At 43.7% G+C, this 21,004-nt stretch carries 20 protein-coding genes; 5 read left to right on the forward strand and 15 right to left on the reverse strand.

Annotated features, from left to right (window positions below; genetic code table 11):
* Positions 1–61 precede the first annotated feature (61 nt).
* The 6 genes from NO992_RS06690 to NO992_RS06715 form a co-directional block, all read right to left on the reverse strand.
* Complete coding sequence (locus NO992_RS06690; protein WP_371375406.1) at positions 62–994, reverse strand: class I SAM-dependent methyltransferase; 933 nt, start codon at positions 992–994, stop codon at positions 62–64.
* 113 nt (positions 995–1,107) lie between these two features.
* A complete protein-coding gene (locus tag NO992_RS06695; protein ID WP_253104629.1) occupies positions 1,108–1,692 on the reverse strand; it encodes a GNAT family N-acetyltransferase in 585 nt (194 codons plus the stop codon).
* Positions 1,693–1,780: 88 nt separating this feature from the next.
* Positions 1,781–3,004, reverse strand: coding sequence for a DUF418 domain-containing protein (locus NO992_RS06700; protein ID WP_371375410.1), 1,224 nt, complete (start codon positions 3,002–3,004; stop codon positions 1,781–1,783).
* The gene (locus NO992_RS06705) at positions 2,997–4,340 is read right to left on the reverse strand and encodes a peptidoglycan DD-metalloendopeptidase family protein (RefSeq protein ID WP_371375412.1); all 1,344 of its coding nucleotides are present in this window, start codon (positions 4,338–4,340) and stop codon (positions 2,997–2,999) included. Before NO992_RS06705 ends, NO992_RS06700 begins: the two co-directional genes overlap by 8 nt.
* A 1-nt stretch (position 4,341) precedes the next feature.
* Complete coding sequence (locus NO992_RS06710) at positions 4,342–5,670, reverse strand: peptidoglycan DD-metalloendopeptidase family protein (protein ID WP_371375415.1); 1,329 nt, start codon at positions 5,668–5,670, stop codon at positions 4,342–4,344.
* Positions 5,671–5,673: 3 nt separating this feature from the next.
* Positions 5,674–6,054 carry a BlaI/MecI/CopY family transcriptional regulator gene (locus tag NO992_RS06715; protein ID WP_010371797.1) on the reverse strand — a complete coding sequence of 127 codons (381 nt, stop codon included), beginning with the start codon at positions 6,052–6,054 and terminating at the stop codon, positions 5,674–5,676.
* Positions 6,055–6,212: 158 nt separating this feature from the next.
* Between NO992_RS06715 and NO992_RS06720 the strand changes: the two genes are divergently transcribed.
* On the forward strand, positions 6,213–7,772 hold the full coding sequence (locus NO992_RS06720) for an ATP-binding protein (RefSeq protein WP_371375418.1): 1,560 nt from the start codon (positions 6,213–6,215) through the stop codon (positions 7,770–7,772).
* A 24-nt stretch (positions 7,773–7,796) separates the two neighbouring features.
* Here NO992_RS06720 and NO992_RS06725 read toward each other — a convergent pair whose 3' ends face one another.
* Positions 7,797–8,552, reverse strand: a complete 756-nt coding sequence (locus NO992_RS06725; RefSeq protein WP_371375421.1) for an SDR family oxidoreductase — start codon at positions 8,550–8,552, stop codon at positions 7,797–7,799.
* A gap of 109 nt (positions 8,553–8,661) precedes the next feature.
* Between NO992_RS06725 and NO992_RS06730 the strand changes: the two genes are divergently transcribed.
* On the forward strand, positions 8,662–9,558 hold the full coding sequence (locus tag NO992_RS06730; RefSeq protein ID WP_371375424.1) for a LysR family transcriptional regulator: 897 nt from the start codon (positions 8,662–8,664) through the stop codon (positions 9,556–9,558).
* Between the two features lie 6 nt (positions 9,559–9,564).
* Here the strand turns inward: NO992_RS06730 and NO992_RS06735 are convergent, their stop codons facing one another.
* Positions 9,565–10,416 carry a GNAT family N-acetyltransferase gene (locus NO992_RS06735; RefSeq protein WP_371375427.1) on the reverse strand — a complete coding sequence of 284 codons (852 nt, stop codon included), beginning with the start codon at positions 10,414–10,416 and terminating at the stop codon, positions 9,565–9,567.
* Between the two features lie 241 nt (positions 10,417–10,657).
* On the opposite strand from NO992_RS06735, the gene NO992_RS06740 reads away from it, so the two are divergent.
* Positions 10,658–11,353: a hypothetical protein gene (locus tag NO992_RS06740; RefSeq protein ID WP_371375430.1), complete on the forward strand. Its 696-nt coding sequence runs from the start codon at positions 10,658–10,660 to the stop codon at positions 11,351–11,353.
* An 81-nt stretch (positions 11,354–11,434) separates the two neighbouring features.
* Here NO992_RS06740 and NO992_RS06745 read toward each other — a convergent pair whose 3' ends face one another.
* The 7 genes from NO992_RS06745 to NO992_RS06775 form a co-directional block, all read right to left on the reverse strand.
* Complete coding sequence (locus NO992_RS06745; RefSeq protein ID WP_371375432.1) at positions 11,435–12,697, reverse strand: sensor histidine kinase; 1,263 nt, start codon at positions 12,695–12,697, stop codon at positions 11,435–11,437.
* A 21-nt stretch (positions 12,698–12,718) separates the two neighbouring features.
* A complete protein-coding gene (locus NO992_RS06750) occupies positions 12,719–13,420 on the reverse strand; it encodes a response regulator transcription factor (RefSeq protein WP_371375435.1) in 702 nt (233 codons plus the stop codon).
* Positions 13,420–14,304 (reverse strand): alpha/beta hydrolase, encoded by an 885-nt coding sequence (locus tag NO992_RS06755; protein WP_371375438.1) that lies wholly within the window; start codon positions 14,302–14,304, stop codon positions 13,420–13,422. The genes NO992_RS06750 and NO992_RS06755 overlap by 1 nt, the downstream gene beginning before the upstream one ends.
* A 19-nt stretch (positions 14,305–14,323) precedes the next feature.
* Positions 14,324–15,454, reverse strand: a complete 1,131-nt coding sequence (locus NO992_RS06760) for a DJ-1/PfpI family protein (protein WP_371375441.1) — start codon at positions 15,452–15,454, stop codon at positions 14,324–14,326.
* A gap of 121 nt (positions 15,455–15,575) precedes the next feature.
* Positions 15,576–16,220, reverse strand: a complete 645-nt coding sequence (locus NO992_RS06765) for a DUF6058 family natural product biosynthesis protein (protein ID WP_371375444.1) — start codon at positions 16,218–16,220, stop codon at positions 15,576–15,578.
* A gap of 3 nt (positions 16,221–16,223) precedes the next feature.
* On the reverse strand, positions 16,224–16,613 hold the full coding sequence (locus tag NO992_RS06770) for a hypothetical protein (RefSeq protein WP_371375447.1): 390 nt from the start codon (positions 16,611–16,613) through the stop codon (positions 16,224–16,226).
* A gap of 62 nt (positions 16,614–16,675) precedes the next feature.
* Positions 16,676–17,518: an alpha/beta fold hydrolase gene (locus NO992_RS06775; protein ID WP_239420802.1), complete on the reverse strand. Its 843-nt coding sequence runs from the start codon at positions 17,516–17,518 to the stop codon at positions 16,676–16,678.
* A gap of 632 nt (positions 17,519–18,150) precedes the next feature.
* Between NO992_RS06775 and speA the strand changes: the two genes are divergently transcribed.
* Together speA and speB are read left to right on the forward strand one after the other, a co-directional pair.
* Complete coding sequence (gene speA, locus NO992_RS06780) at positions 18,151–20,064, forward strand: biosynthetic arginine decarboxylase (RefSeq protein WP_371375450.1); 1,914 nt, start codon at positions 18,151–18,153, stop codon at positions 20,062–20,064.
* Positions 20,065–20,067: 3 nt separating this feature from the next.
* Positions 20,068–20,988, forward strand: coding sequence for an agmatinase (gene speB / locus NO992_RS06785; RefSeq protein ID WP_010604538.1), 921 nt, complete (start codon positions 20,068–20,070; stop codon positions 20,986–20,988).
* The last annotated feature ends 16 nt before the right edge of the window (positions 20,989–21,004 follow it).

Below are 21,004 nucleotides of genomic sequence, written 5' to 3' on the forward strand. Positions count from 1 at the left end.
ACTAAATGGTTATCTGTATTAGTCCACACTTTTACATCCAGTAAAAGTGCTAAAAAATAGATTAACTTGCTTTAAACCGTAAACACTTGAGGCTGCTTTGCTCATCAATGTCTTTAAATTCAGGTGGGTTTTGCAAACGTTCAACAAACGTAAGCGCTGGTGCCTCTCTGGTCATTTCATCAATGAGGAATTGACTTGAAACATCGGGAGAATTCACACACGCCAACACTTGGGCATTTGGCGTAAGTAACTCAGGAAGCTTTCTTAAAATACGTTGATAGTCTTTGGTCAGTGCAAAGCTGCCTTTTTGAAAGCTTGGCGGATCAATTACGATTAGGTCGTACGGCCCATATTTACGTACTTTTCCCCAAGATTTAAACAAATCATGGCCTAAAAAAGACACCTTGCTGAGGTCGTGTTCATTGAGTTGGTGGTTGACTCGGCCTTGCTTGAGCGCCGCTTTTGCCATATCCAGATTCACAACATGGGCAGCACCGCCCGCAATCGCCGCGACAGAAAACCCACAAGTATAAGAAAACAGATTAAGTACCCGAGCCCCCGCAGACTGAGCTTTAACAAACTCACGACCCAAACGCATATCTAAAAACAGTCCCATGTTCTGCTTTACACCGAGCTTTAAGCCATATTTAAGTCCATTTTCTTCTACAATAGGCATAGCGGTTAATTCACCATATAAGACCTCGAGATCTGAGTCAGGCAAATAACGATGTTGCAGCAAAATAGCAGAGAGTTTTCCATTAAACGCTTCGGTCTCCACAAGTGATAATAATGCCTGCTTTAACGACGCTATCAAGTCAACGTCATGCACCTTGAATAAAGAGACTAAGAGCTGACCTTGTAACCAATCTACTGTGATTTGTTCAAGCCCTTCATAGCAACGACCACGTCCATGAAATAGACGCCTAAGCTCGCTTGGTACTGCTTGGGTTTGCAGATGATTAAGGAGGGTCGATACAGGGTTTATTGCTGTCATGTCGGTGTCTGGTTATGCGTAAAGTTCGGCATTTTACTTGTTACTTCATAGCAAAAGCAAATGGTTAAGGCCTGCTTATCTTTCACGTTTGTTTTGCAGTAAAGAAACCGGTCTTATGGACGCCACAACATCGTTGTTGCCCCGCTAAAACCGATTAACCAATTGAGATAAGAAAAATCTTCGTGATGGGAGGCAACAAAGCCCATTCTCATATAAAGCTTTTTTGCTTGAGGGTTAGAGTCAATGACATCAAGTCGTAAAGCGTGAAACCCGCTTTGTTTGGTATAGCGCTGCAGTGCCACTAAAAGCGCAGTACCAACACCTTGTCCTCTAACCGATTCTGCAACAGCAATGCCGTCCATCACCACTTCATTGGGCGCAGGCTTTCGCTCAAATAGGGTAAACACCGCTGCGGCTTTAACCCCGCCTAGCAAGCCTAATTCGTCAATGAGTCCAGTAAAGCCCATATTCGATGTAAAACCGCTTTTGCCATATTGAAAGCCCGCAACCCCCACTAACTTACCGTTTGCAAAGGCAGCAAAGGAGTATTCTGAGATGAAGCTCTTCGCAATAATAGTGATCAGCTTATTACGATCCGGCACTGCGGCTTTGAATTTACTACCAAACGCGTCAACATAAAGCTCAGCAGCCGCTTGCGCATGCTCAATGTCCCATCCTTGTGTTATTTCTATTTCCATACTTTACCTCAAGCGAACGTGTCGACTTCAATATTAGGTCAAAATTAGCTTAGGTATGAAGTTCGAATTTGTAAAAAATTCGAGTCGATTATGCATGTAACTTAATTGTTAGTTTGCGCCATACACGTTCAACGGGACCCACCTTAAAGAATCGCCCGTAAATCACATTTAATAGCAGCTGCACTGCCATAATAACAAGCCATAAGAGCAAGAGCTCACTGCGACTTAGCGTATTATGTAATCCAAAGCCATAAAATATCACCACCAATAACAGTGACTGTCCAATGTAATTGCTCAGCGCAAATCGACCCACTTGATTTATCGCCTCAAGGGGTTTGAACCGATGCAACCAACGGTTATATAGTAAAGATAACAAAACCAAGTAAACAATCGCTTGCAGCTCCCGGTTAAGTACAATGATCATTTGTTTAGCGTAAGATAACACTGGGATATGTGAACTTTGTAGCCAATGAAAATAGCGAGCTTGAGTGGCATAACATGACACCGCAATCAAGCAAAGCAGTGCCACTACCGCAAATGGGCTAAGTTTAGTCTTTGAGAACAATCCCCATTGAAACAGCTGCGAGCCTATCAGCATCATCATTAGCGTGGACCAAAAAATACTTGAATAAAACAGCTTACCTTTGTGGACTTGCGGGCTGTCAAAGTTTTCCTGCCAATACTCAGTTAAGCTTGGCGTTTCTTCCAAAGTACGATGGATGGGTGTCCGTGGTTCGGTTTTATTCTGCCACCGATTAATCGCTTTTTGCTGGTCTCGTGTGCGAGACGCTTCGTCCACATTGAGTGCTGCTTGGTAAGCATCGTATTGGGCGATGGTGCGCTCTGCTCTGCCAAAACCTGCAACTAACATAAACGCCAAACAAATTACTATGCTGACTTTGATGGCCCGGGTGCCAAGTAATATGACGGTGGTGGCAATCATTCCTATCACGGCATAGTGATAAAGAATGTCGCCACTCCAAATACAATAAGCATGAACAAGGCCGAGTATAAATAAAGCCACTAGCCTAGCCGCACTTAATTTAATAGCAAATTCAAATGGCTTTTTTTGAAGAATAATGGTGAGACCTGCGCCAAATAACATCGCCAGCAGTCCGTAAAATTTGCCCTGAGCAAATACATAAACCCAGTACCTTACCTCACTGTCTATATCCGTCATAAAGCCATATTGGTAACTGCCCCATGGATTGGGATAGGCAAAGCTTTCGATGTTGATAAGTAAAATACATAGGATTGCTACCCCGCGAATAAAGTCGAGGCTGTTAATGCGATTTCTTTCAGGACTAGTCATCGGCATTACCTATGCGGCCCGACTGTCCATCATGGTGAGCAAGCTTTGTGTTTTCGCTATTGAGCAGTGTGGTAATTTGTGCAACCTGCGCGCTAAATTCATCAAATTGCGTGTCACTTAGCTTGGTGTTTTTTGGTTGTTTTAGGGTGAGTGGATTGATGGCTTTTCCGTCTTTATGCACCTCATAATGTAAGTGACGCGCCTGCGACAGGCCGGTATTACCAAGATAACCAATCACATCGCCTTGCTTTACTCGCGTCCCAGCCTTGAGACCGTTCGCAAAGCCATTTAAGTGAGCATACAGTGTTTGATAGCCTTTACCGTGGTCTAACACTATACGATTACCAAAGCTGCCGCCCCACCCAGCTTTGAGTACTTTTCCAGAACCCGCAGCCATAATGGGCGTACCAACAGGTGCACCAAAATCGATCCCTTTGTGCATTCGGTTATAGCCCAACACTGGGTGATGACGTTTACCGAAGTTTGACGATAATCGAGCACCGTTAAGCGGCGTTTTCATTAAAAAACTTTGCGCGAGGGTACCATCTGAGTGGTAAAAAGCGGTCGTTCCACCATTATCAGTAAACCGGTATAAGCGGTATTTTTCTTTTCCTGAAAGTAGCGCAACATGTTGTAATTCTATAGGTTTGGAGATTTGCTTGAGTAACTTTTCGGCTGCCACAAGCTGCTGTTCTTGAAATACAAAATCAATTTGATCGCCGGCATATACTTCTCTTTGAAAATCGACAAGGTGAGATAAGGCCACAATACTTTGATTGATAATGTCGTTAGGCACCCCGATTTTGCTGGCGTCCACAAAAAAGCTAGAATCTATGCTTGTCGATAAACGCTTTGTTTGCGTGACGGTTTCAAGCTCACTTAGCGATGCATGCCACTGCTCATCCACTCTTTTAATCTCAATAACCTGTGCAAATGCATATTCAAAGCGGATCTGCTGTACTTGTCCGTCTACAAGCTCTGCTTCTATTAACTGTCCAGCCTTGAGCTTAGTCAGTGATGTCCACGTACTCACGGCTTGTTCCACCAGCCAACTATCGCGATCACTGAATGCAAACTCACTTAAAAGATTCGCTAAACTCTCACCCGATTTAAGTTCAAGTAAACGAATATCTTGAACTGGCTTTAGCTCCTGGGTGATTTGGGCCGCGACTGAGTCTTCAGCGGATCCATTATGTACAACAGCTTGCTCTTGATCTGCTTGCGCCGACACAAAGGTGTTCTCTTGCGCTTTATTGACCGAATGAGTCTGCTCGGGTTGTTTCGAGCAGCCAAAAGTTGCCATCATTGCAATGGCGATAGAAAGCTTTTTTATCATGTTAATTTTCCAATAAGGTCAGCGGATCAATACGCATGTTGTTATGCAGAGCTTCTAGATGTAGATGTGGACCAGTGACTCGACCGGTTTCACCTATGGTACCGATCACTTCTCCTTGTGATACTTGATCACCCACTTCAACATCAATGCTATCAAGGTGTGCGTAGAGACTTTGATAGCCATTGTCATGATGGATCAACACCACTTTACCGTAATTCTCAGGCAAGGTTTTATCATCAGCAATCGTGACCGTACCGCTGGCAACCGCCATCGCAGGTTCACCAACGCCGCCAGCTAAGTCCAGTCCTTGATGTGCTTTGTTGTGACGAAAATTCGATACATGCCCAAACCTTGATGTTATTTCAGGTGTGGCGACTGGGTATGTCCATGTTTTACTGACCATTGCCGTTCCCATTGTCCATTGAATATTGCCATAGGCTAAACCTGAACTAAGCAACACAAAAAACCCTATCAACACAAGGTTATTTGGCTTCTTTTTAGATTTAAGAATAACGCTAAAACGCTTTTTATAGTCATCTAAAGTCAGTGAATTAGACGCGAAACTTGCAGTCATATTCATCGTTTTCGGCTGCGCAGCAGCCCGTTTTAAAGAGTTCATTAATGCTTTGCTATAAACCAAAGGCTGAAGACTGTGCTTCGCTATCGTCACCTCATCACAGCGATATTCCATCGCTCGAATAAAGCCCAGTTCCATTTTTACAATAAACGGGTTAAACCAAGCAAGCGTCGCGAGTATTCGCCAAATTACGACGGCAATGTGATCGCCTTTATTTATGTGGGTTAACTCATGCAGAATAAGTGCTTGCTGCTCTGCCTCTGGTAGCGTGTCAAATTCCACTGGCAAATACACTTTAGGTTGCCACAGTCCGAACACAAAAGGAGAGCAAGTAATTGGCAATTGATAGCAACTCCGTGCACCGAGCTTTATTTTTGAGGCGGTGCTACAGAGGCGTTTTACTCGCCAATACTGTCGCCCAAGTACCAAAAGATGAGCGATTAGCCCAACGCAATAAACTATAAATACAGCCATAAGCGTCAGGTTTAGCCAATCCGACCCAACTTGAGTGCGCTTCGTCATTGCCAGTAGCGGCTCTGCAAATTGTTGTAAATTGGCATTAAACAATACGGCTGGAATGGCGTTGTGTTGTTCCATGTGCTCAAGTGGGATCCAAGGCACAAAAGTCACTGCCAGCACGCCCCACCAAAGTCCTTTATTCTGTACATACCGAGCGGAAAATTTCACACCTAGTGCGTACGTTAAGCCACTAAGCGCCACCCACAGCAAGACCGAAAGTAATATTAGTTCCATACCTTACTCTTTATCACCTTGCGTCTTAGCTAACTCATCTAACATGGCTTCTAATTCATCTAATTCATCCGCTGCAATTAACTTACTATCTGAAAACATAGCGATTGGCAGAGGCTCATCCAACTCCATGATTTGCTTTGCAAACTCTTGGGCATAAAGTGCGAGAGTCGGTACCTTAGCAAGGACAGCTGAGTATATTTTTTTATTGCCTTGCATTTGCTCGGCGAGATAACCCTTTTCACACATTCTCTCAAGAGTTTTTCGAGTTGATGAGTAGCTCCAGCTGAGCTTTGATCCTATTTCTGTGTGAATTTCTTTACCCGTTCTTGGCTGTTCACGCCAAAGGATTTTTAAAACGATTAGTTCGGTTGAGTTAGGTTTCATTGTTTTTCTCACAACTGCGACATACGTCACACATTAACAAACAAAAAAGTGCGACACAAGTCGCACATCGTGCTTTTTTAATTTTCACCACGAAAAATGGCGACATTATCAACAGCACTTATACTTCAAGTTGATATGCAAAAAATGAGTTATCTGTAGTGCTAGAGCTAATTAATATTCGCCATAAATTATGGCTGCTAATTGTGTTTCCCGTCATTGCGCTTGCCTTACTGCTTGGATATGCTTTTAACCGTTACGTTCACCTTGAGTCAGAAGTAGAATCTCTATACGCCGATCGTGTTGTGCCGCTTATTCAAATAAAAAAAGTATCAGATCACGGTGCGATTCAGATTGTCGACATACTTCATAAGTATCGTGCAGGGCTGGTCTCCAAAGACGAGGTGTTGATGCAAATAGCAGATGCTACTCGGGTCATGAACGACGCGTGGCAAAGCTATCTAAACACATATTTGGTGACGGCGGAGCAAGTCAAAGTTGAACTCATTGAGTTCCAACTGCAGGCCGTATTTACGCATATTGCCACGCTCCAAAGCGCGATAAATCAAGGGACATTTTTAACGATTCCACAAAATCAGTTTGTTACTGCACTCTATGAAAAGTTCGATCCGTTAACTTCGTCACTACAAGCACTCACCGAGGTACAAAATGACGTCGCACTCAGTATTGTGGAGCAAACCGAGCAACAATTTAGCCAACTAAAGTTGTTGCTCATTATTTTTTCTGTGATTGTATTGGTGAGCTTAATCGCCGTTGGCTTAGCTTTATATCGCTCTATTCAACATCCAATCAATCATATTCGCTCGCAAATCAATCACATTATTGAGAGCTCGAGTCTCGAAAAACGTATCGACATTGATAACCACAATGAACTGACTGATGTTAGCCTTGCCATCAATCAGCTCCTTAGCCACATTCATGTGATCCACCAACAACTGGTAGAGGCGGAAAAATTATCGAGCCTAGGTAGTTTAGTTTCGGGATTGGCTCACGAGGTAAATACCCCACTTGGCGTCTCGATTACCGCAGTGTCATCCTGCCAAGAGCAAGTGGATGTGATGGAAACCGGCATGAAAGCGCAGCGTTTGTCGCACGCTGAGTTTTTAGAAATTATGGCAGCATTGGATTCTGGGTTGTCTATCGCAGAGCGAAATCTCGGCAAAACGGCAAAGCTAGTACAAGAGTTCAAGAATATCTCCGCAGAGCAAGAAACTGACGTCGAGCAACTTGTCGACCTAGAAGCCGTTATTCGCGATTATTGCGAACAAACGGCCCGTTTTCAGTTAAAGATGCGCGTTGAATTTAGCGCTACAGGAAAACTGGAACAACTGGTCAAAATCAACGTTAAGGCGCTACAGCAAATTTTGTTGCAGCTGCTTGAGAATGCCCGAGTGCATGGTTTTAGTAATGATAGCGACACCCAGCCGTTTGCCGCTGTTCGTTTAGAGATCACTGACAATAAAATATTTATTCGAGTCAAAGACGAAGGCGTCGGTATGAGTAATGAGGTCCTAAACCGGATCTTTGAGCCCTTTTACACCACAGCTCGCCAACATGGTCATGCCGGGCTTGGACTTTCCGTCACCTATAATCTCGTCAAAAAACATTTAGAAGGTGACTTAAAAGTCAATTCCAAAGCCGGAAATGGCACAACGTTTACCATCTTGTTGGCGAACAAAACGTTGGCACAAACCGCCTAACCAACTTGTGCCCTCATAGCATACTTAACGAGTGACAAAGCCTCCGTTAACAAACAAGGTTTGCCCAGTCGTCCAGCGTGATTGCTCCGACGCAAGATAAAGCACCGCAGGGGTAATATCATCCACTTGCCCCAGTCGGTTCATTACACTTGCAGACTGCAAATAATTAACGGTTTGCTCGTTTTCTTCGCCATGGAAAAAGTCAGTGTCAATTGGACCTGGTGCAATAGTATTGACGGTCACCCCTCGATGCCCTATTTCCTTTGCCAGCGCACGAGTGAAATGCTCAAGTGGTGCTTTTGAGCCAGCGTAGAGCGCATAATTTCCAGTAAATGCTGCCAACAGCGAAGTGCCCATATTAATGATCCGACCGTTATCACGCATATGTTTTGCTGCTTCTTGCATCACAAAAAATGCCCCTTTACAGTTGATCCCAAATAACCTGTCAAAATCTTCTTCGCTATATTCATCAAACGGTTTTTTGCTGATTGTACCGGCATTATTGATAACGATATCTATGCCTCCAAACTCACTAATAATATGCTCAAATATATTCATTACCTGTGCTTTATTACTGACATCTCCGTGTACTAACGTCGTCCTAACACCCAGTGCTTCAACTTCCTTCTGGGTTTCAAGTGCTTGTGGTTTAGAATGCGCACTATGATAGTGAATGACAAGATCAGCACCTTGCTTTGCCAGCGCAATGGCAAAATCCTTCCCCATATTTTTGGCTGACCCGGTGATAAACGCAACCCTACCTGTTAATTGCTTAGACATACCTATTTCTCCTACTTGAAATATTCAATCGACTTTTAGTGTAGCTAGGTGAAAGGGATACAGGTATAGTGATTTTAGTCATTTACTAATTGCATTTTTTACATCCGCTATGAAATCGATTACTGAAGAAGATTTGTTTGTTCTTACCGTTGAATCTGGCAGCCTCAAATCTGCGGCTGAAGTGATAGGTACCGATCCCTCCTCGGTAAGCCGAAAGCTCGCAAACTTAGAAAGTCGATTAGGAGTAAAACTTTTACAGCGCTCCACTAAGCAAACAGCTGCAACTGAGGTTGGGCTTGAGTACTATAAAGGCGTAAAGCAATTACTAGATGAAAAAAGGGAATTAGAAGAGTCGATCTCAGGCACCTCAGCACTGCCTTCTGGGACATTGAGGGTTGCAGCTCCACACGACTTCGCCGAGCGCTTCATTGCTCCTGTGGTACAAACCATGATAACCACCTATCCAGACCTCAATATCGAGTTACTGCTCGGCAGTCATTTTGAAGATCTCAAGGCTAAACAAATCGATATTGCAATTAGGATTGGCAAACTGGATGATTCCTCCTTGATTTGCCGACAACTAGGCCATGTACCACGGGTCTTGGTGGCCTCTAAATCGTATATTGAACGCATGGGACAACCACAACGCTTTAGCGATTTAAGCAAACTGGACTTTATCTTTTACAATAAACCTAAACTTGGTGATCAGCTCATTCTCGGTAAAGGCCTGCACCGTGAAGCCGTCGCGGTAAGTGGTAAACTCATCGCCAACAGTGTTGCAGTGCTAAAAAATTGGGTAAATGCTGGCCTTGGTGTGCATTACGGGCCGCTATGGGCATTTAAAGATGAATTAGCTATAGGCAGTTGTGTACAGCTACTACCTGAACTACACGATGAAAGCTATCCTATTCACGCGCTGTACTTGTCGAAGCAATATACTCCCGCAAAGGTACGGGAGTTTGTTGAGCTATTGACTTCAACCTATCAGCAATACCGCTTCGATTGAATCAAACTAACCAATTTCAAACGAAGTTACACCGAACACTCGCGTTAATGGCAAATCGGGGCGTTCAGCGGTGTACATTCTCGCGGTTTCAAAAGAAAGCGACATATTGTACTTTTGTGCAAGCGTAACAGCAGCGGCATTTACTTCTGGCACATCCAAGTAAATGGCCTCAGTTGCTGATACCTTGGACCTAAGTGCTAAGAAGAGTGTTTCTGCAAGTTCTACGCTATCAGCGTAAAGAGGACCTATTTTATAGCCGACGTGACAAGGGCGGATCACACCTATAGCTACAAGTGTGTCATCCTGTTTAATACCTAAAGCGTGGCAGTTTGGCTGGTTAATCCAAGCATCAACAAAGGCTACTCTTTTTGTTGGGAAAAATGCACTGTCATAAGCAATGACCTCTTCTATCGGTAATTTTTCAAGTGCCACTAAGTTTGTGCAATCAGGCGTTTCGCCGCCACCCACTCCTTCGTAGCGAATATTACGATAGGCGAGCTTAAAACCCGATTTTTTGTAATTCTCTTGCTGCGCGACCACTCCATCCAGTGCGACGTTACAACCAGCTAAATATTGAAGTCCTGCCTGCCAAATCTGCATCCCATAACCCTGACCTCGATACTCACGCTTAACGATATAAAAGCCTAAAAAACCAAATGAATCATCGTACTTAACCACCGAAATCGAAGCGATAGGTTCATCGCCTAGATAGCCAATTAAAAAGCCATTTGGATCGGCTTGATAGTAGCACTGTGCGTCGCTAAGCCCAGGGTTCCACCCTTCTTGCAGGGCCCACTTTGCAGCAATTTCTAATTCAGTTAGATCCATTACTTTTATTTTAAATGTTCTATTTTCCATGGCGTATCTACTTTTCTCACCTGATGTAGTTTGTATTATAGCGGACAATCCAGCACTGCAATGGCCCTATCATAGGCATGATAAGCCACAAATTTGGAGAAAATATAAAGGACAGGCACGCTAACGCCCGAATAGTTATTATCACTGATTGATTTTCCACACGCATCGCTATATGGTGTGCACCAAATACAAGTCTAACGTATTAATTACAAAAAAATAAATCATAAAAAGGAGTTGTTTTATGGCCCTCTACATTAAAGATTCTGCACTCGCATGCCCTGCGACAAAAGTGTTACAAGCGACTGATTTTTACAAGCCATTCCCAAGCAGCAAAGATGTCGTGTTTAATGACACTCAGCTATTACCAGTTGGACTACTTGCCTATTCAAAGTTAGACGCAAACAGCGATGATAATGTACTTATCGCATTACCGATTTCTATGGAGATTTTTGATGGTGACCTTCCTTATATCTCCTACTCACTGACAGACATTGGGTGGCAAGTTGACGCTCACAATGTTGACAACCTAAGTGAAGAGAAGGAGGATTTCGAAGACTATAGCGAATACTATCAGCAAGCAGCCAGCTTCTACGCTAAACATCAACGACTTAACTACTCTCTTGACGAAAATGATGAAAGCGTTCCGCTATTTGAATTCGGCGGCCAACCCATACTCGGTTGCAATTGGGATGCCTATTTGTGGGATGAAGAAGGTGATGATGAAACGCGCTATTTTGACGCTATGGATGAGCAAAGCGGAGAGAATTACAGCCACTACTCCACTCGTGAAATTGGCTTTTTTGATGAAGAACATGACGTAGATTTTGCGTACCTTGGCACCTTCTGCTTCTCCACTTATTTTGAGGGCGGTGGTGAAGGGATTGTTTTTTATAGTGCTAAGCACAAGAGAGTATTGGTTATCGCCGAGTTTTCTTAAGTTCAATTAAACTCTCTCAAGGCACGATAACGGAAGTCGCCGTGCCTTTTCATCCTCTGTTGGGTCGGGTCAACAACGACCCTAAGCAAACTTTAAGTGAACCGATACACCCGTTTCGCTACTTTCCATCATCACCTCTACAGAAAACTTCTCACAAAGACGCTTTACTAGCGATAGCCCAATGCCAGTACCTAAACTATTGGGACCCCGCATTCCAGACTCAAAGGCTTGCTCGTTTGCCGTAAAGGTCTGTGGTAACCCTTGACCATTATCTGCAATCGTTAGTGTATTATCTCTGTAATGAATATGGATTTGCTCACCTTGGCTATGGTGTACAGCGTTCTGTAACAGGTTTTGCACTACCAATCTTAGCTCCTGCGCGGCCATAGGAACAAATACATTGCCGGGTAAGTCGATACTCAGAACTTTATGCTCAAACAGCGCTTGGTTATTGATAATGCAAGCTTCAATCACGGATTGTAGATTAGTCTGCTCCGGTGTATCGGCTTTTTCCCGGGCAAGGGCTAGTAGCGCTTCTAATGTTAGCTGCATCTGCTGGTCAGACTCCACTATTCTTGCCACCAGCTCTTGCTGTTTACTATTTAACTCTGTGTGGTTGAGTAAACTGACCGCCCCTTGAGAAATGGTGACAGGTGTTCTCAATTCATGGGAAATATCTCTAGTAAATTGCCGTTCACGCTCAACGAATGCTCGAATGCGAGCAAGGGCTGATTCTAGCGTTTGTGCGAATTTACCAATTTCATTTTGCGAAAACTGAGATGCAAAATTGGTCGGGAGGTTTTCAACGGGACTCGCCTCTACAATAACCATAAGCTCATCCAAAGGTTTAAGTAATTTTTTTGCCAGCTTGACCGTACCGAGTGCTAGCAATAGCGCTATTACTAATCCAATCACCAATAAGGTCAGTGAAAAACCAAGCATTAAGCCTCGAAGTTCGCGCACCACAAGATGGCCACTTACTTCAGCAAGCAATAAACCTTGTCCACGGTCATCCTTGTTTAGAAAGGCGATATGATAATGTTTACCCGCCTCAGCGCTAAACTCTTTACGGTTTGGTTCCTCAGCGAGTAGCGTTCTTACCACCGCGGGTAAAGTGTCGGTTGTAGGATGAAATGTGACGAAGTCAAAATGTGCTTTTGGTGTCTCGTTATTGACGATTTGAAGCGCTATCTGCTTTCTTTCATCCTCTAAAATTTGATAAAAAAAACTGTCTTCTATGATGTAGCTAAAAAGCAAAGTGATCAGTGAAAATAATACACTGAGCAACACGACGATAGAGACAAAATAAGTGATGATGCGGTTTCTTAGTTGTTTTGTTTTCATTTTTCTCAGTTGCAATTTCAGCTATAAATCCAGCACTAAGCCAACGCTGTGAATGGTTTTAATAATGGCAGTTGGAAATGGCTTATCTACCGCTTTACGTAATTGGTAGATGTGTGACCGTAAAGAGTCCGAGTCACTGCCCTCCTCGCCCCAAATACGCTCAACGAGCTCACTCTTTGATACCGCTCGAGGGTAACTTTCCATCAAAATTTTAAGAATATTGAACAATATGGGCGGTAGCACGAGTACAGTTTCACCTCGTGTTACCGTTTGATTTTGATAGTTGAGCGTAACCTGTTTATCTGCGTCCCCTACACTGAGTGTTCTTGCAGCAGGTGTGGGATTTAATCGGCAAGTTAATGCGCTGACTCGAGCAGCTAGCTCCTCTAGCGAGAAAGGTTTGGTGAGGTAATCATCCGCACCCTGCGCAAATCCTGCTAATTTATCGTCCAAAGTATCTCGAGCAGTTAACATTATGATGGGAATATGCCTGTCGGCTTGAAGTCTTAATCGCTGACAGACCTCAAGTCCTTCAATATCTGGCAGCATAATATCCAAAATAATACAGTCAAAATATTGCGTTAAAGCAAGCTCACAACCCTGCTCTCCCGCATAGGCAAAGTCCAAACTATGTCCCTGCATATCAAAGTAATCGGCTATATTACTTGCAATCGCGGGGTTGTCCTCAATCACTAAAATATTGAGTTGTGAGCTTGTTTTCATTAATACCAGCCTTGTAGTTTTTTATAGTAGCCTTCAGGCAAGATATGCTCACCTTCTACGACCACGTGATGTTTTTTAACACTCGCAATGGCCTCGAATAACGCTTCATTTTCACGCTCGCTGGCGTATTCATCGTCATCTGCCGAGACCAACCACACCTTAGGAGAGTCAACGGCAGTCGCAAAGTTTTTAATCGCCACTCGAGCCACCGCGTTAGTCAGGTAAGGCGGCACAATTGATAACACATTATCTACTCGTTTATCCAGTGCAGCTAAAATTAAACTGATTTGACCTCCCATGCTGTATCCTGCAACGCTGATTTGGTTTTGATCAAATTGCGGTTGGGTTGCAATCCAATCAAGCAGAACCCTGTGATCCTTTACCGAATCAATAACCATGTTTTCGTAGGGCTCACGCTTACCCCACCAATCTAAATCATGCATAACTTCAATAATATTATGATCAAGATTTTTACGCTTACCATGATTTCTTGAATCAATGGCAATCACAGCATACCCGTTTGCTAGCGCCATTTTGGTTAGTTCATCCGTTTGCTCGTATGTGTCACGTCCTTTAAAGCTCTCTTGTATCCAGCGTACATCACTTCGGCCCATACCGTGGACACCCACCATAACGGGCATTGGTTTAGTCGCGTCGTAATTACTTGGGTAGAGAATATGACCATTGACTTTATCGCCATCAAACGTCGTGTACTCAAGCGCAAAGTGATTGGTTTTTAATGGCGATAGCTTTACCTCCACCGCTTTTTGCTCATAGCTATATATTTGCGTTAATTCCTCTGTAGTAACGCTATATGGCTTTAATCCAAATACTGCGTACCAAACAGCGGCAACGCCTGCAATAATTCCAGTCACTACTAACATTGTTTTTCTCCAGCTTTGCTTAACCATAAACTTTCTCTTTTAGTGCTATCAGATTCTCAGCCGTACCGTGCTTTTTAAGCGCTGTTTCTAAAGTGGATTTTGCGCCAGACATATCATTTAGTTTGAGCTGTGCATTTACTAGCGCTTCGTACAGCATAGGGTGATCGATATCTGCGAGGGTTAATTCCATCAACTCAACGGCCACGGCAAGTTGATGGGCAGTTTGCGCATGCTGCGCTTGATATAAACCAGAGATCCCGAGCAACATAGGGTCAAATGATGACTTATCCGCTAAATAACGCGCCTTCGCTTTGCTGCTATCTGAAAAGAATTGCTCTACCAACAAAATACTTTCATCGTCTTTGAATCGCGGTAACTCACTTACCGTCAGACCAAGTGCTGCAACCATCGCTTTAGCGGTATCTACTGTAGAAAAAGGGTTTTGCCCTGTGATCAATTGACCGTCAATACTTACCTGATTCAACATCAACCCGTCTTGCACAAACGATGCACCACGTTCAATGAGTTTATCTTCAAGTAGGAATGGAAACTGTTTGGTCCACTTTTTACCAAACGCTGCTTCTTCTTCGTTAGTAAAGCCATTTACTCGCTTGCCAGCTATTAAGTACTCTCCATTTTCAAGCTTTACATCCACCAATGCCGCTGGACCATGGCACACCGCGCCAATTACACCGTTGTTAACGTAGATATCGCGAATAATTGCCTGTAATGGCTTGGAGTCATGCAAGTCGAACATCGGGCCTTTGCCCCCAACCACAAACACAGCATCGAATTGCGCAGGCTTTAACTCTCTCAGTCTTTTAGTGTTTTTAAGCTGCGCCATCGCTGTCGTATCGTTACTGTATGCTTGATTGTAGGATTTGTTCTTATCGAACTTATCAGCCAATGGTTCACCGCCCTTTGGCGAGGCTAAGGTGACTTTTACGCCATTTTGTTTGAACACGGCATACGCTTTAGTGAGCTCGTCAAATTCAAATCCTGGTTGGCTTAAGGTGCCATCAGCACTCATTTCGCCATAACTACTGAGCACCATGAGCACATGAGGTGTATTTTTATCTTGCGCAACCGCATTGATTGAAGTTGCTGACACCGCAGCAACGAGAGATAAGGTTAGTAGTGATTTGTTCATCATCCTGTCCTCGGGCCTGTAGACCCTTGTGTTGTTTTGTTACAGACACTTTATGCGGACAGGTGTGAAATGGATGTGAAGTGAAGTCAATTCACATGATTCAAAAGCGAAAAACAGTTAATTATGATGTCAAAGGCTTTGGAAATTTTGCTCTTACGTCGTCGATTAAACGCTTGCGTGAGCTACGTTCACGCTCATGAGGCGCAAATAATGCACTGGCCTCATCCAATAAATCAACCACTTGGTGAAGGTTGGTTAGTTCATCTGGGCTCAAGCGTTCATCTCGTGCCAAATACTCATTGATGATAACGATAGCGGCTTCTTTATTTGCAATATCTTCAGGTAAACCCGTTTTAGTACAAAGTCCGTAAATACCGCCAAGGAAGTGTTGCCACTCACTTTCTAAGTGCGCGTCGATGTTTTTATTCAGTTTTGCATCTCGCGGATTAAGGCCTTGCGCTTTTAATCTATGCAGTTGGTTTCTATAACGTTTACTAAAGAGTGTAAAGGCTTGTGCTTCATCCGTTACTTGTGATACAGCACCAAGCCACACTAAAGCGCCTTGCGGATAAAATTCTAGGCAGCTTTCATCACTGTGCTCGCCAAAGAAAGAATCACATTCAAGCTTTAATGCTAACTTATAGGCGGCTTTTGGCATCAAACGCTTTTCAATTAACATAGCCAATTCAAGATGGGATAACTGCGACTCGAGTAGCAAAGTCTCTTTGGTAATAAAATGCGTCTGCAGATAGGTAAGTAGCTCCATTGATTATTCCTTTGAATTAGTTAGCTTTATTTTTGCCGTGAGCGCAGTCGCGATGATAATCAAGCCAAGCAAGTTGATGTTTACGGCTATGGTTTCTAGGTTCAACTGAACCGTTAATAGTAGTCCTGATGAAAATTGGATTAGCGTATCATCAACGACGACACCAATGGACATAAGCGCGCCGAGCACCGCTGCCCAATTTAAGGCCCTGAGTTGCTTTTGATATAACTTAAACGCGACCATCAAGCATAAAAAGCTTGCTGTAAAGTCGAGGATTAACGTCAATTCCGGATGGTTAATTACACCCAGTACTGACAATACCACCCCTGCAAAGCCGGCTGCAGCTACTAAGAAAGTCGTGATTTTTGAACTGATTATGTGATGAGAGAACATTGCTTTATTATTATTAGTTGGGTTAGCAGCAGTATAACCGCTAACCCTTTGCGTAAAAAATATTATTGTACCTTTTTCACCATTTCTTCAATATATTTGATGGCAATAAATGGATCTGTTTCATCAAACAGGTGAGATGCATATTTCATGGTAATGGGCGTAACATTATCGCCAATTTCTTGCAGCTTTATTTGGGAGTCTTTTGAAGTTTGAGTATAAACATCAACATCGGCATAACTCATACCAGTAGAGCGGATAGTCACATAAGGGATCCCACGTGACAGTATAGTAACTGGCATTTTCTGGTTGATTTTGTACATCTCTGTATGGGCAGAAGCTTCTTCAAAATCTTCTAGTGAATGAGTATCTCGCTCCCAGTTAATGATCCATTCCATTATCTTCCATGCTTCTTTGGACATCTTACTTTTCATATCGTGATACCAAGACTCATGAGCGATATCGATAAGCACCATACCTTTTACTTTTTCAGGGTTTCGGTTGGCATAGGCTCTTGCAACAAAACCACCAAAAGAGTGAGGTACAAGTACCAAATTATCCATTTTAGTGGCTTGAGTGAATGCCTCAAGCTCTTGTGTAAGCTCCAACATAGTCCGTACTCGAGGCTTCGCAAAAGTGCTTTTTCCGGTGCCCGCTCTATCATAAAAACATAAGCGATAGCCTTTTGGATTTATGTTATGAATGGTGTTTTTGTAGGTTTCATGAGCATCAAGGCCCATTCCAGCAAGTAAAAGTGCCGTTGTTTCGCCCTCTCCTTTACAAGCATAAGCAAGTTTATTGCCGTTTATTTCCACATATTGATAATCGTGTTCATGAACTGATTGGTTGGCGCTGGCCACTGAACTATAAGCGACGAGTCCGAGTACTGCTGATGTTATTGTTTTCATTGTCCTTTCTCATTTTTAAGTTTTCCCAATAACATACTAATTAGTCTACTCGATAAACGCAACAAAGTTTCAGAAACTTCTGAAACTTTATTAACTTAACGTATAGATGAAATAAGCAAAGGCACACCGAGCAAAACGATATAAATAATATTGATTATCATCGATGCAAACCTTGCGCTTTGATGGAACATTAGCTTAAAAAACCACGAGAGTAGAATTTACTACTCCTTGTTTACACTCACTTAATTCACGTTATAGCGCAACTAAACTAAGGGAAAGATTTGTCACTCTTGACGAGCAAAATAACTCATTAGACTGAGACTTTCTATTTGTGTCTAATGCGCGAAAATTAATTAACCTGAACTCGGGATAAAAAGTTAGTTAACCAACTAAAATATCCATGCTCAAAAGCGTAATATCGCTCTGGCCAGATGTTATTTCTTAATACAAGGCAAATTTGTGCGTCAATAGCTGGCCTATTGCAAACAAATTTAACGCTGTAGTAAGGGATAACAGCTGCCAGAGAATAAGTTGTTATGCTGAGTTCAGGTTAATTCTACCTATCACTCAGTGAGTAGCCGCCATTGATGGCGCACTGCAGGCTGAACTCTAACTTACGTTAAGGAACTTGAATGACCAAATTTACCTCTTCTGAGCAAGCACGTGAATGCTACAACGTGCGCCACTGGAGCCAAGGCTTCTTTGGTATTAATGATCAGGGAGAGGTTACTGCGATGCCGAACCAACAGCAGCCACAGCACGCCGTAACTCTGACAAACATTGCACAACAAATTAAATCTGAGGGTTATACCCTACCTGCGCTAGTGCGTTTTCCACAAATCCTTGAACAGCGCGTACATAATATTGTTGGTGCGTTTAATCAGGCGATTACTGATTACAGCTACCCAGAAGATTATTTATTGGTTTACCCAATTAAAGTAAACCAACAAAAAGAAGTCATTGAGGGGCTTATCGCAAGCCAAACGGCCAGCGATAAAAAACAGCTTGGCTTAGAAGCTGGCAGTAAAGCTGAATTACTTACCGTATTGGCGCTCAGTGAGAAAACCAGCGCAGTGATCGTGTGTAATGGCTACAAAGACAGAGAATACGTCCGTCTTGCGCTTATCGGTGAAAAATTAGGCCATCAGGTTTATATCGTTTTAGAAAAGCGTTCTGAGCTCGACATCGTGATGGCAGAAGCCAAAGCACTCAACGTTAAACCACGTTTAGGGTTACGCGTACGTTTGGCATCACAAGGTAAAGGTAAATGGCAAGCAAGCGGCGGCGAAAAGTCCAAATTTGGTCTGTCTGCATCGCAAGTTCTTACGGTTGTTAACCAATTAAAGCAAGCTGACATGCTAGACGCGCTGCAACTGGTGCACTTTCACTTAGGCTCGCAAATGGCCAATATTCGTGACGTGCGCGTTGGTGTGGGTGAAGCCGCTAGATTCTACTGCGAGTTACGCCGTTTAGGTGCAAACCTGTTGAATTTAGACGTAGGTGGCGGACTTGCAGTGGATTACGACGGTACGCGTAGTCAATCGTCCAACTCGATGAACTACAGCTTAGCTGAATATGCAAACAACATCGTTTACACAGTAGGCGATACCTGTAAGCAATACAATCAGCCAATGCCAAAGATCATCTCTGAGTCGGGTCGTGCGTTAACGGCGCATCACGCGGTATTAATCACCGATGTGATTGGCACAGAGAGCTATCAAGTAGAAGAGATAACTGCACCGGTAAGTGACGCCCCAAGACTACTGCACAATATGTGGACGTCTTGGCAGGCGCTCAACGAGCAGAGTGATGACCGCGCGTTGATTGAAATTTTTCATGATACGCAGGGCGATTTGGCAGAAGTACACAGCCAATTTGCAATGGGCCTATTAAGCCTTGAGCAAAGAGCATGGGCGGAGCAAGTAAACCTGCGTGTATGTTATGAGCTAAACAGGCGTATGGACAACAAAAACCGTTTCCATCGCCCAATTATTGACGAACTCAGTGCTAAGCTTGCGGATAAATTCTTTGTGAATTTCTCGCTATTTCAATCTTTGCCAGACGCTTGGGGTATTGAACAGGTATTCCCTGTACTGCCACTCAGCGGGTTAACAGAAGCACCAAAGCGCCGCGCGGTATTGCTGGATATTACCTGTGATTCTGACGGTACAGTGGAGCATTATGTGGATGGTCAAGGTATTGAAGCCACGCTACCAGTACCAGAGTTTTGCAAAGATAAACCCTATTTATTGGGATTTTTCTTGGTGGGAGCATACCAAGAGATTTTAGGTGACATGCACAACCTATTTGGCGACACCCACACCGTTGTAGCCACATTAGATGACCAAGGCGAATTATCGCTTGGTAATGTGGATGCGGGTGACACCGTTGCCGATATGATGCGTTATGTACACCTTGATGTTGAACAGTTTAAGCGTAATTTTGCCAACCTAGTTGAAAGCAAACTACCGCTTGAAGAACGAGCTACCTGCCTAGCAGAGCTTGAAACCGGCCTTGACGGCTATACTTATTTGGAAGATTTTTAACCCATGAGCCACTTATTCGATCACACTGATCATTCTCTGTACTCCAACGGCATGACGTTTTTACGTCAGCCAATGGTACGCAATATCACAGATATTGATGCAGACGTTGTGGTACTTGGCTTGCCATTTGACTTGGCAACCTCTGGACGCCCAGGCGCACGCTTGGGTCCAGATGCAATCCGTCGCGCATCCGTGCACTTAGCTTGGGAAAGTAAAAAATACCCTTGGTCATTTGCATTGTGGGACAAAATTAAACTTCAGGACGCTGGCGATTTCACTTACCCAGTTGGCGATCCTGAATATTTCACTGCGCAACTCGAGCTAGCTGCTCTGCAAATTTTGCAGCAAGGTAAAACGCTATTAAGCCTAGGCGGCGATCACTTTGTGACCCTGCCACTGCTGCGTGCTCACCAGCAAATTCACGGCAAAATGGCGCTCGTACATTTTGATGCGCACACAGACACATACAGCCAAGGTTCACGCTATGACCACGGGACTATGTTCTATCATGCTCCCATTGAAGGCTTAATAAGCCCAGAGCATTCAATGCAAATTGGCATCAGAACCGAGTACACAGAGCAAGGTCACGAGTTTGGCGTGATTGACGCTATGGCAGCAAACGACTTAAGCGCTGAAGAAATAGCAGCACAAATCAAAGCACGCGTCGGCGATTTGCCGGTGTACTTAACCTTTGATATCGACTGTCTAGACCCAGCTTTCGCACCTGGCACCGGCACCCCAGTGTGCGGCGGTCTAACCAGCGACAAAGTACTCAAGATTTTACGCGCACTGCAAGGGCTAAACATGATAGGCATGGACGTAGTAGAAGTCTCCCCTTCCTACGACCAAAGCGAGCTCACCGCAATCGCCGCCGCCACCATTGCACACGAACTACTGCATCTGTGGGCTGTAAAGCATAAATAACCGGATACGGGTTTGG

The organism is Pseudoalteromonas sp. DY56-GL79, from assembly GCF_041414765.1.
GTDB lineage: Bacteria > Pseudomonadota > Gammaproteobacteria > Enterobacterales > Alteromonadaceae > Pseudoalteromonas > Pseudoalteromonas piscicida.

Excerpts from the sequence above, each read along its gene's own strand:
- NO992_RS06690 (WP_371375406.1), bottom strand. The coding sequence starts at position 994 with ATGACAGCAATAAACCCTGTATCGACCCTCCTTAATCATCTGCAAACC.
- NO992_RS06695 (WP_253104629.1), bottom strand. The coding sequence starts at position 1,692 with ATGGAAATAGAAATAACACAAGGATGGGACATTGAGCATGCGCAAGCG.
- NO992_RS06700 (WP_371375410.1), bottom strand. The coding sequence starts at position 3,004 with ATGACTAGTCCTGAAAGAAATCGCATTAACAGCCTCGACTTTATTCGC.
- NO992_RS06705 (WP_371375412.1), bottom strand. The coding sequence starts at position 4,340 with ATGATAAAAAAGCTTTCTATCGCCATTGCAATGATGGCAACTTTTGGC.
- NO992_RS06710 (WP_371375415.1), bottom strand. The coding sequence starts at position 5,670 with ATGGAACTAATATTACTTTCGGTCTTGCTGTGGGTGGCGCTTAGTGGC.
- NO992_RS06715 (WP_010371797.1), bottom strand. The coding sequence starts at position 6,054 with ATGAAACCTAACTCAACCGAACTAATCGTTTTAAAAATCCTTTGGCGT.
- NO992_RS06725 (WP_371375421.1), bottom strand. The coding sequence starts at position 8,552 with ATGTCTAAGCAATTAACAGGTAGGGTTGCGTTTATCACCGGGTCAGCC.
- NO992_RS06730 (WP_371375424.1), top strand. The coding sequence starts at position 8,662 with ATGAAATCGATTACTGAAGAAGATTTGTTTGTTCTTACCGTTGAATCT.
- NO992_RS06735 (WP_371375427.1), bottom strand. The coding sequence starts at position 10,416 with ATGGAAAATAGAACATTTAAAATAAAAGTAATGGATCTAACTGAATTA.
- NO992_RS06740 (WP_371375430.1), top strand. The coding sequence starts at position 10,658 with ATGGCCCTCTACATTAAAGATTCTGCACTCGCATGCCCTGCGACAAAA.
- NO992_RS06745 (WP_371375432.1), bottom strand. The coding sequence starts at position 12,697 with ATGAAAACAAAACAACTAAGAAACCGCATCATCACTTATTTTGTCTCT.
- NO992_RS06750 (WP_371375435.1), bottom strand. The coding sequence starts at position 13,420 with ATGAAAACAAGCTCACAACTCAATATTTTAGTGATTGAGGACAACCCC.
- NO992_RS06755 (WP_371375438.1), bottom strand. The coding sequence starts at position 14,304 with ATGTTAGTAGTGACTGGAATTATTGCAGGCGTTGCCGCTGTTTGGTAC.
- NO992_RS06760 (WP_371375441.1), bottom strand. The coding sequence starts at position 15,454 with ATGAACAAATCACTACTAACCTTATCTCTCGTTGCTGCGGTGTCAGCA.
- NO992_RS06765 (WP_371375444.1), bottom strand. The coding sequence starts at position 16,220 with ATGGAGCTACTTACCTATCTGCAGACGCATTTTATTACCAAAGAGACT.
- NO992_RS06770 (WP_371375447.1), bottom strand. The coding sequence starts at position 16,613 with ATGTTCTCTCATCACATAATCAGTTCAAAAATCACGACTTTCTTAGTA.
- NO992_RS06775 (WP_239420802.1), bottom strand. The coding sequence starts at position 17,518 with ATGAAAACAATAACATCAGCAGTACTCGGACTCGTCGCTTATAGTTCA.
- speA (WP_371375450.1), top strand. The coding sequence starts at position 18,151 with ATGACCAAATTTACCTCTTCTGAGCAAGCACGTGAATGCTACAACGTG.
- speB (WP_010604538.1), top strand. The coding sequence starts at position 20,068 with ATGAGCCACTTATTCGATCACACTGATCATTCTCTGTACTCCAACGGC.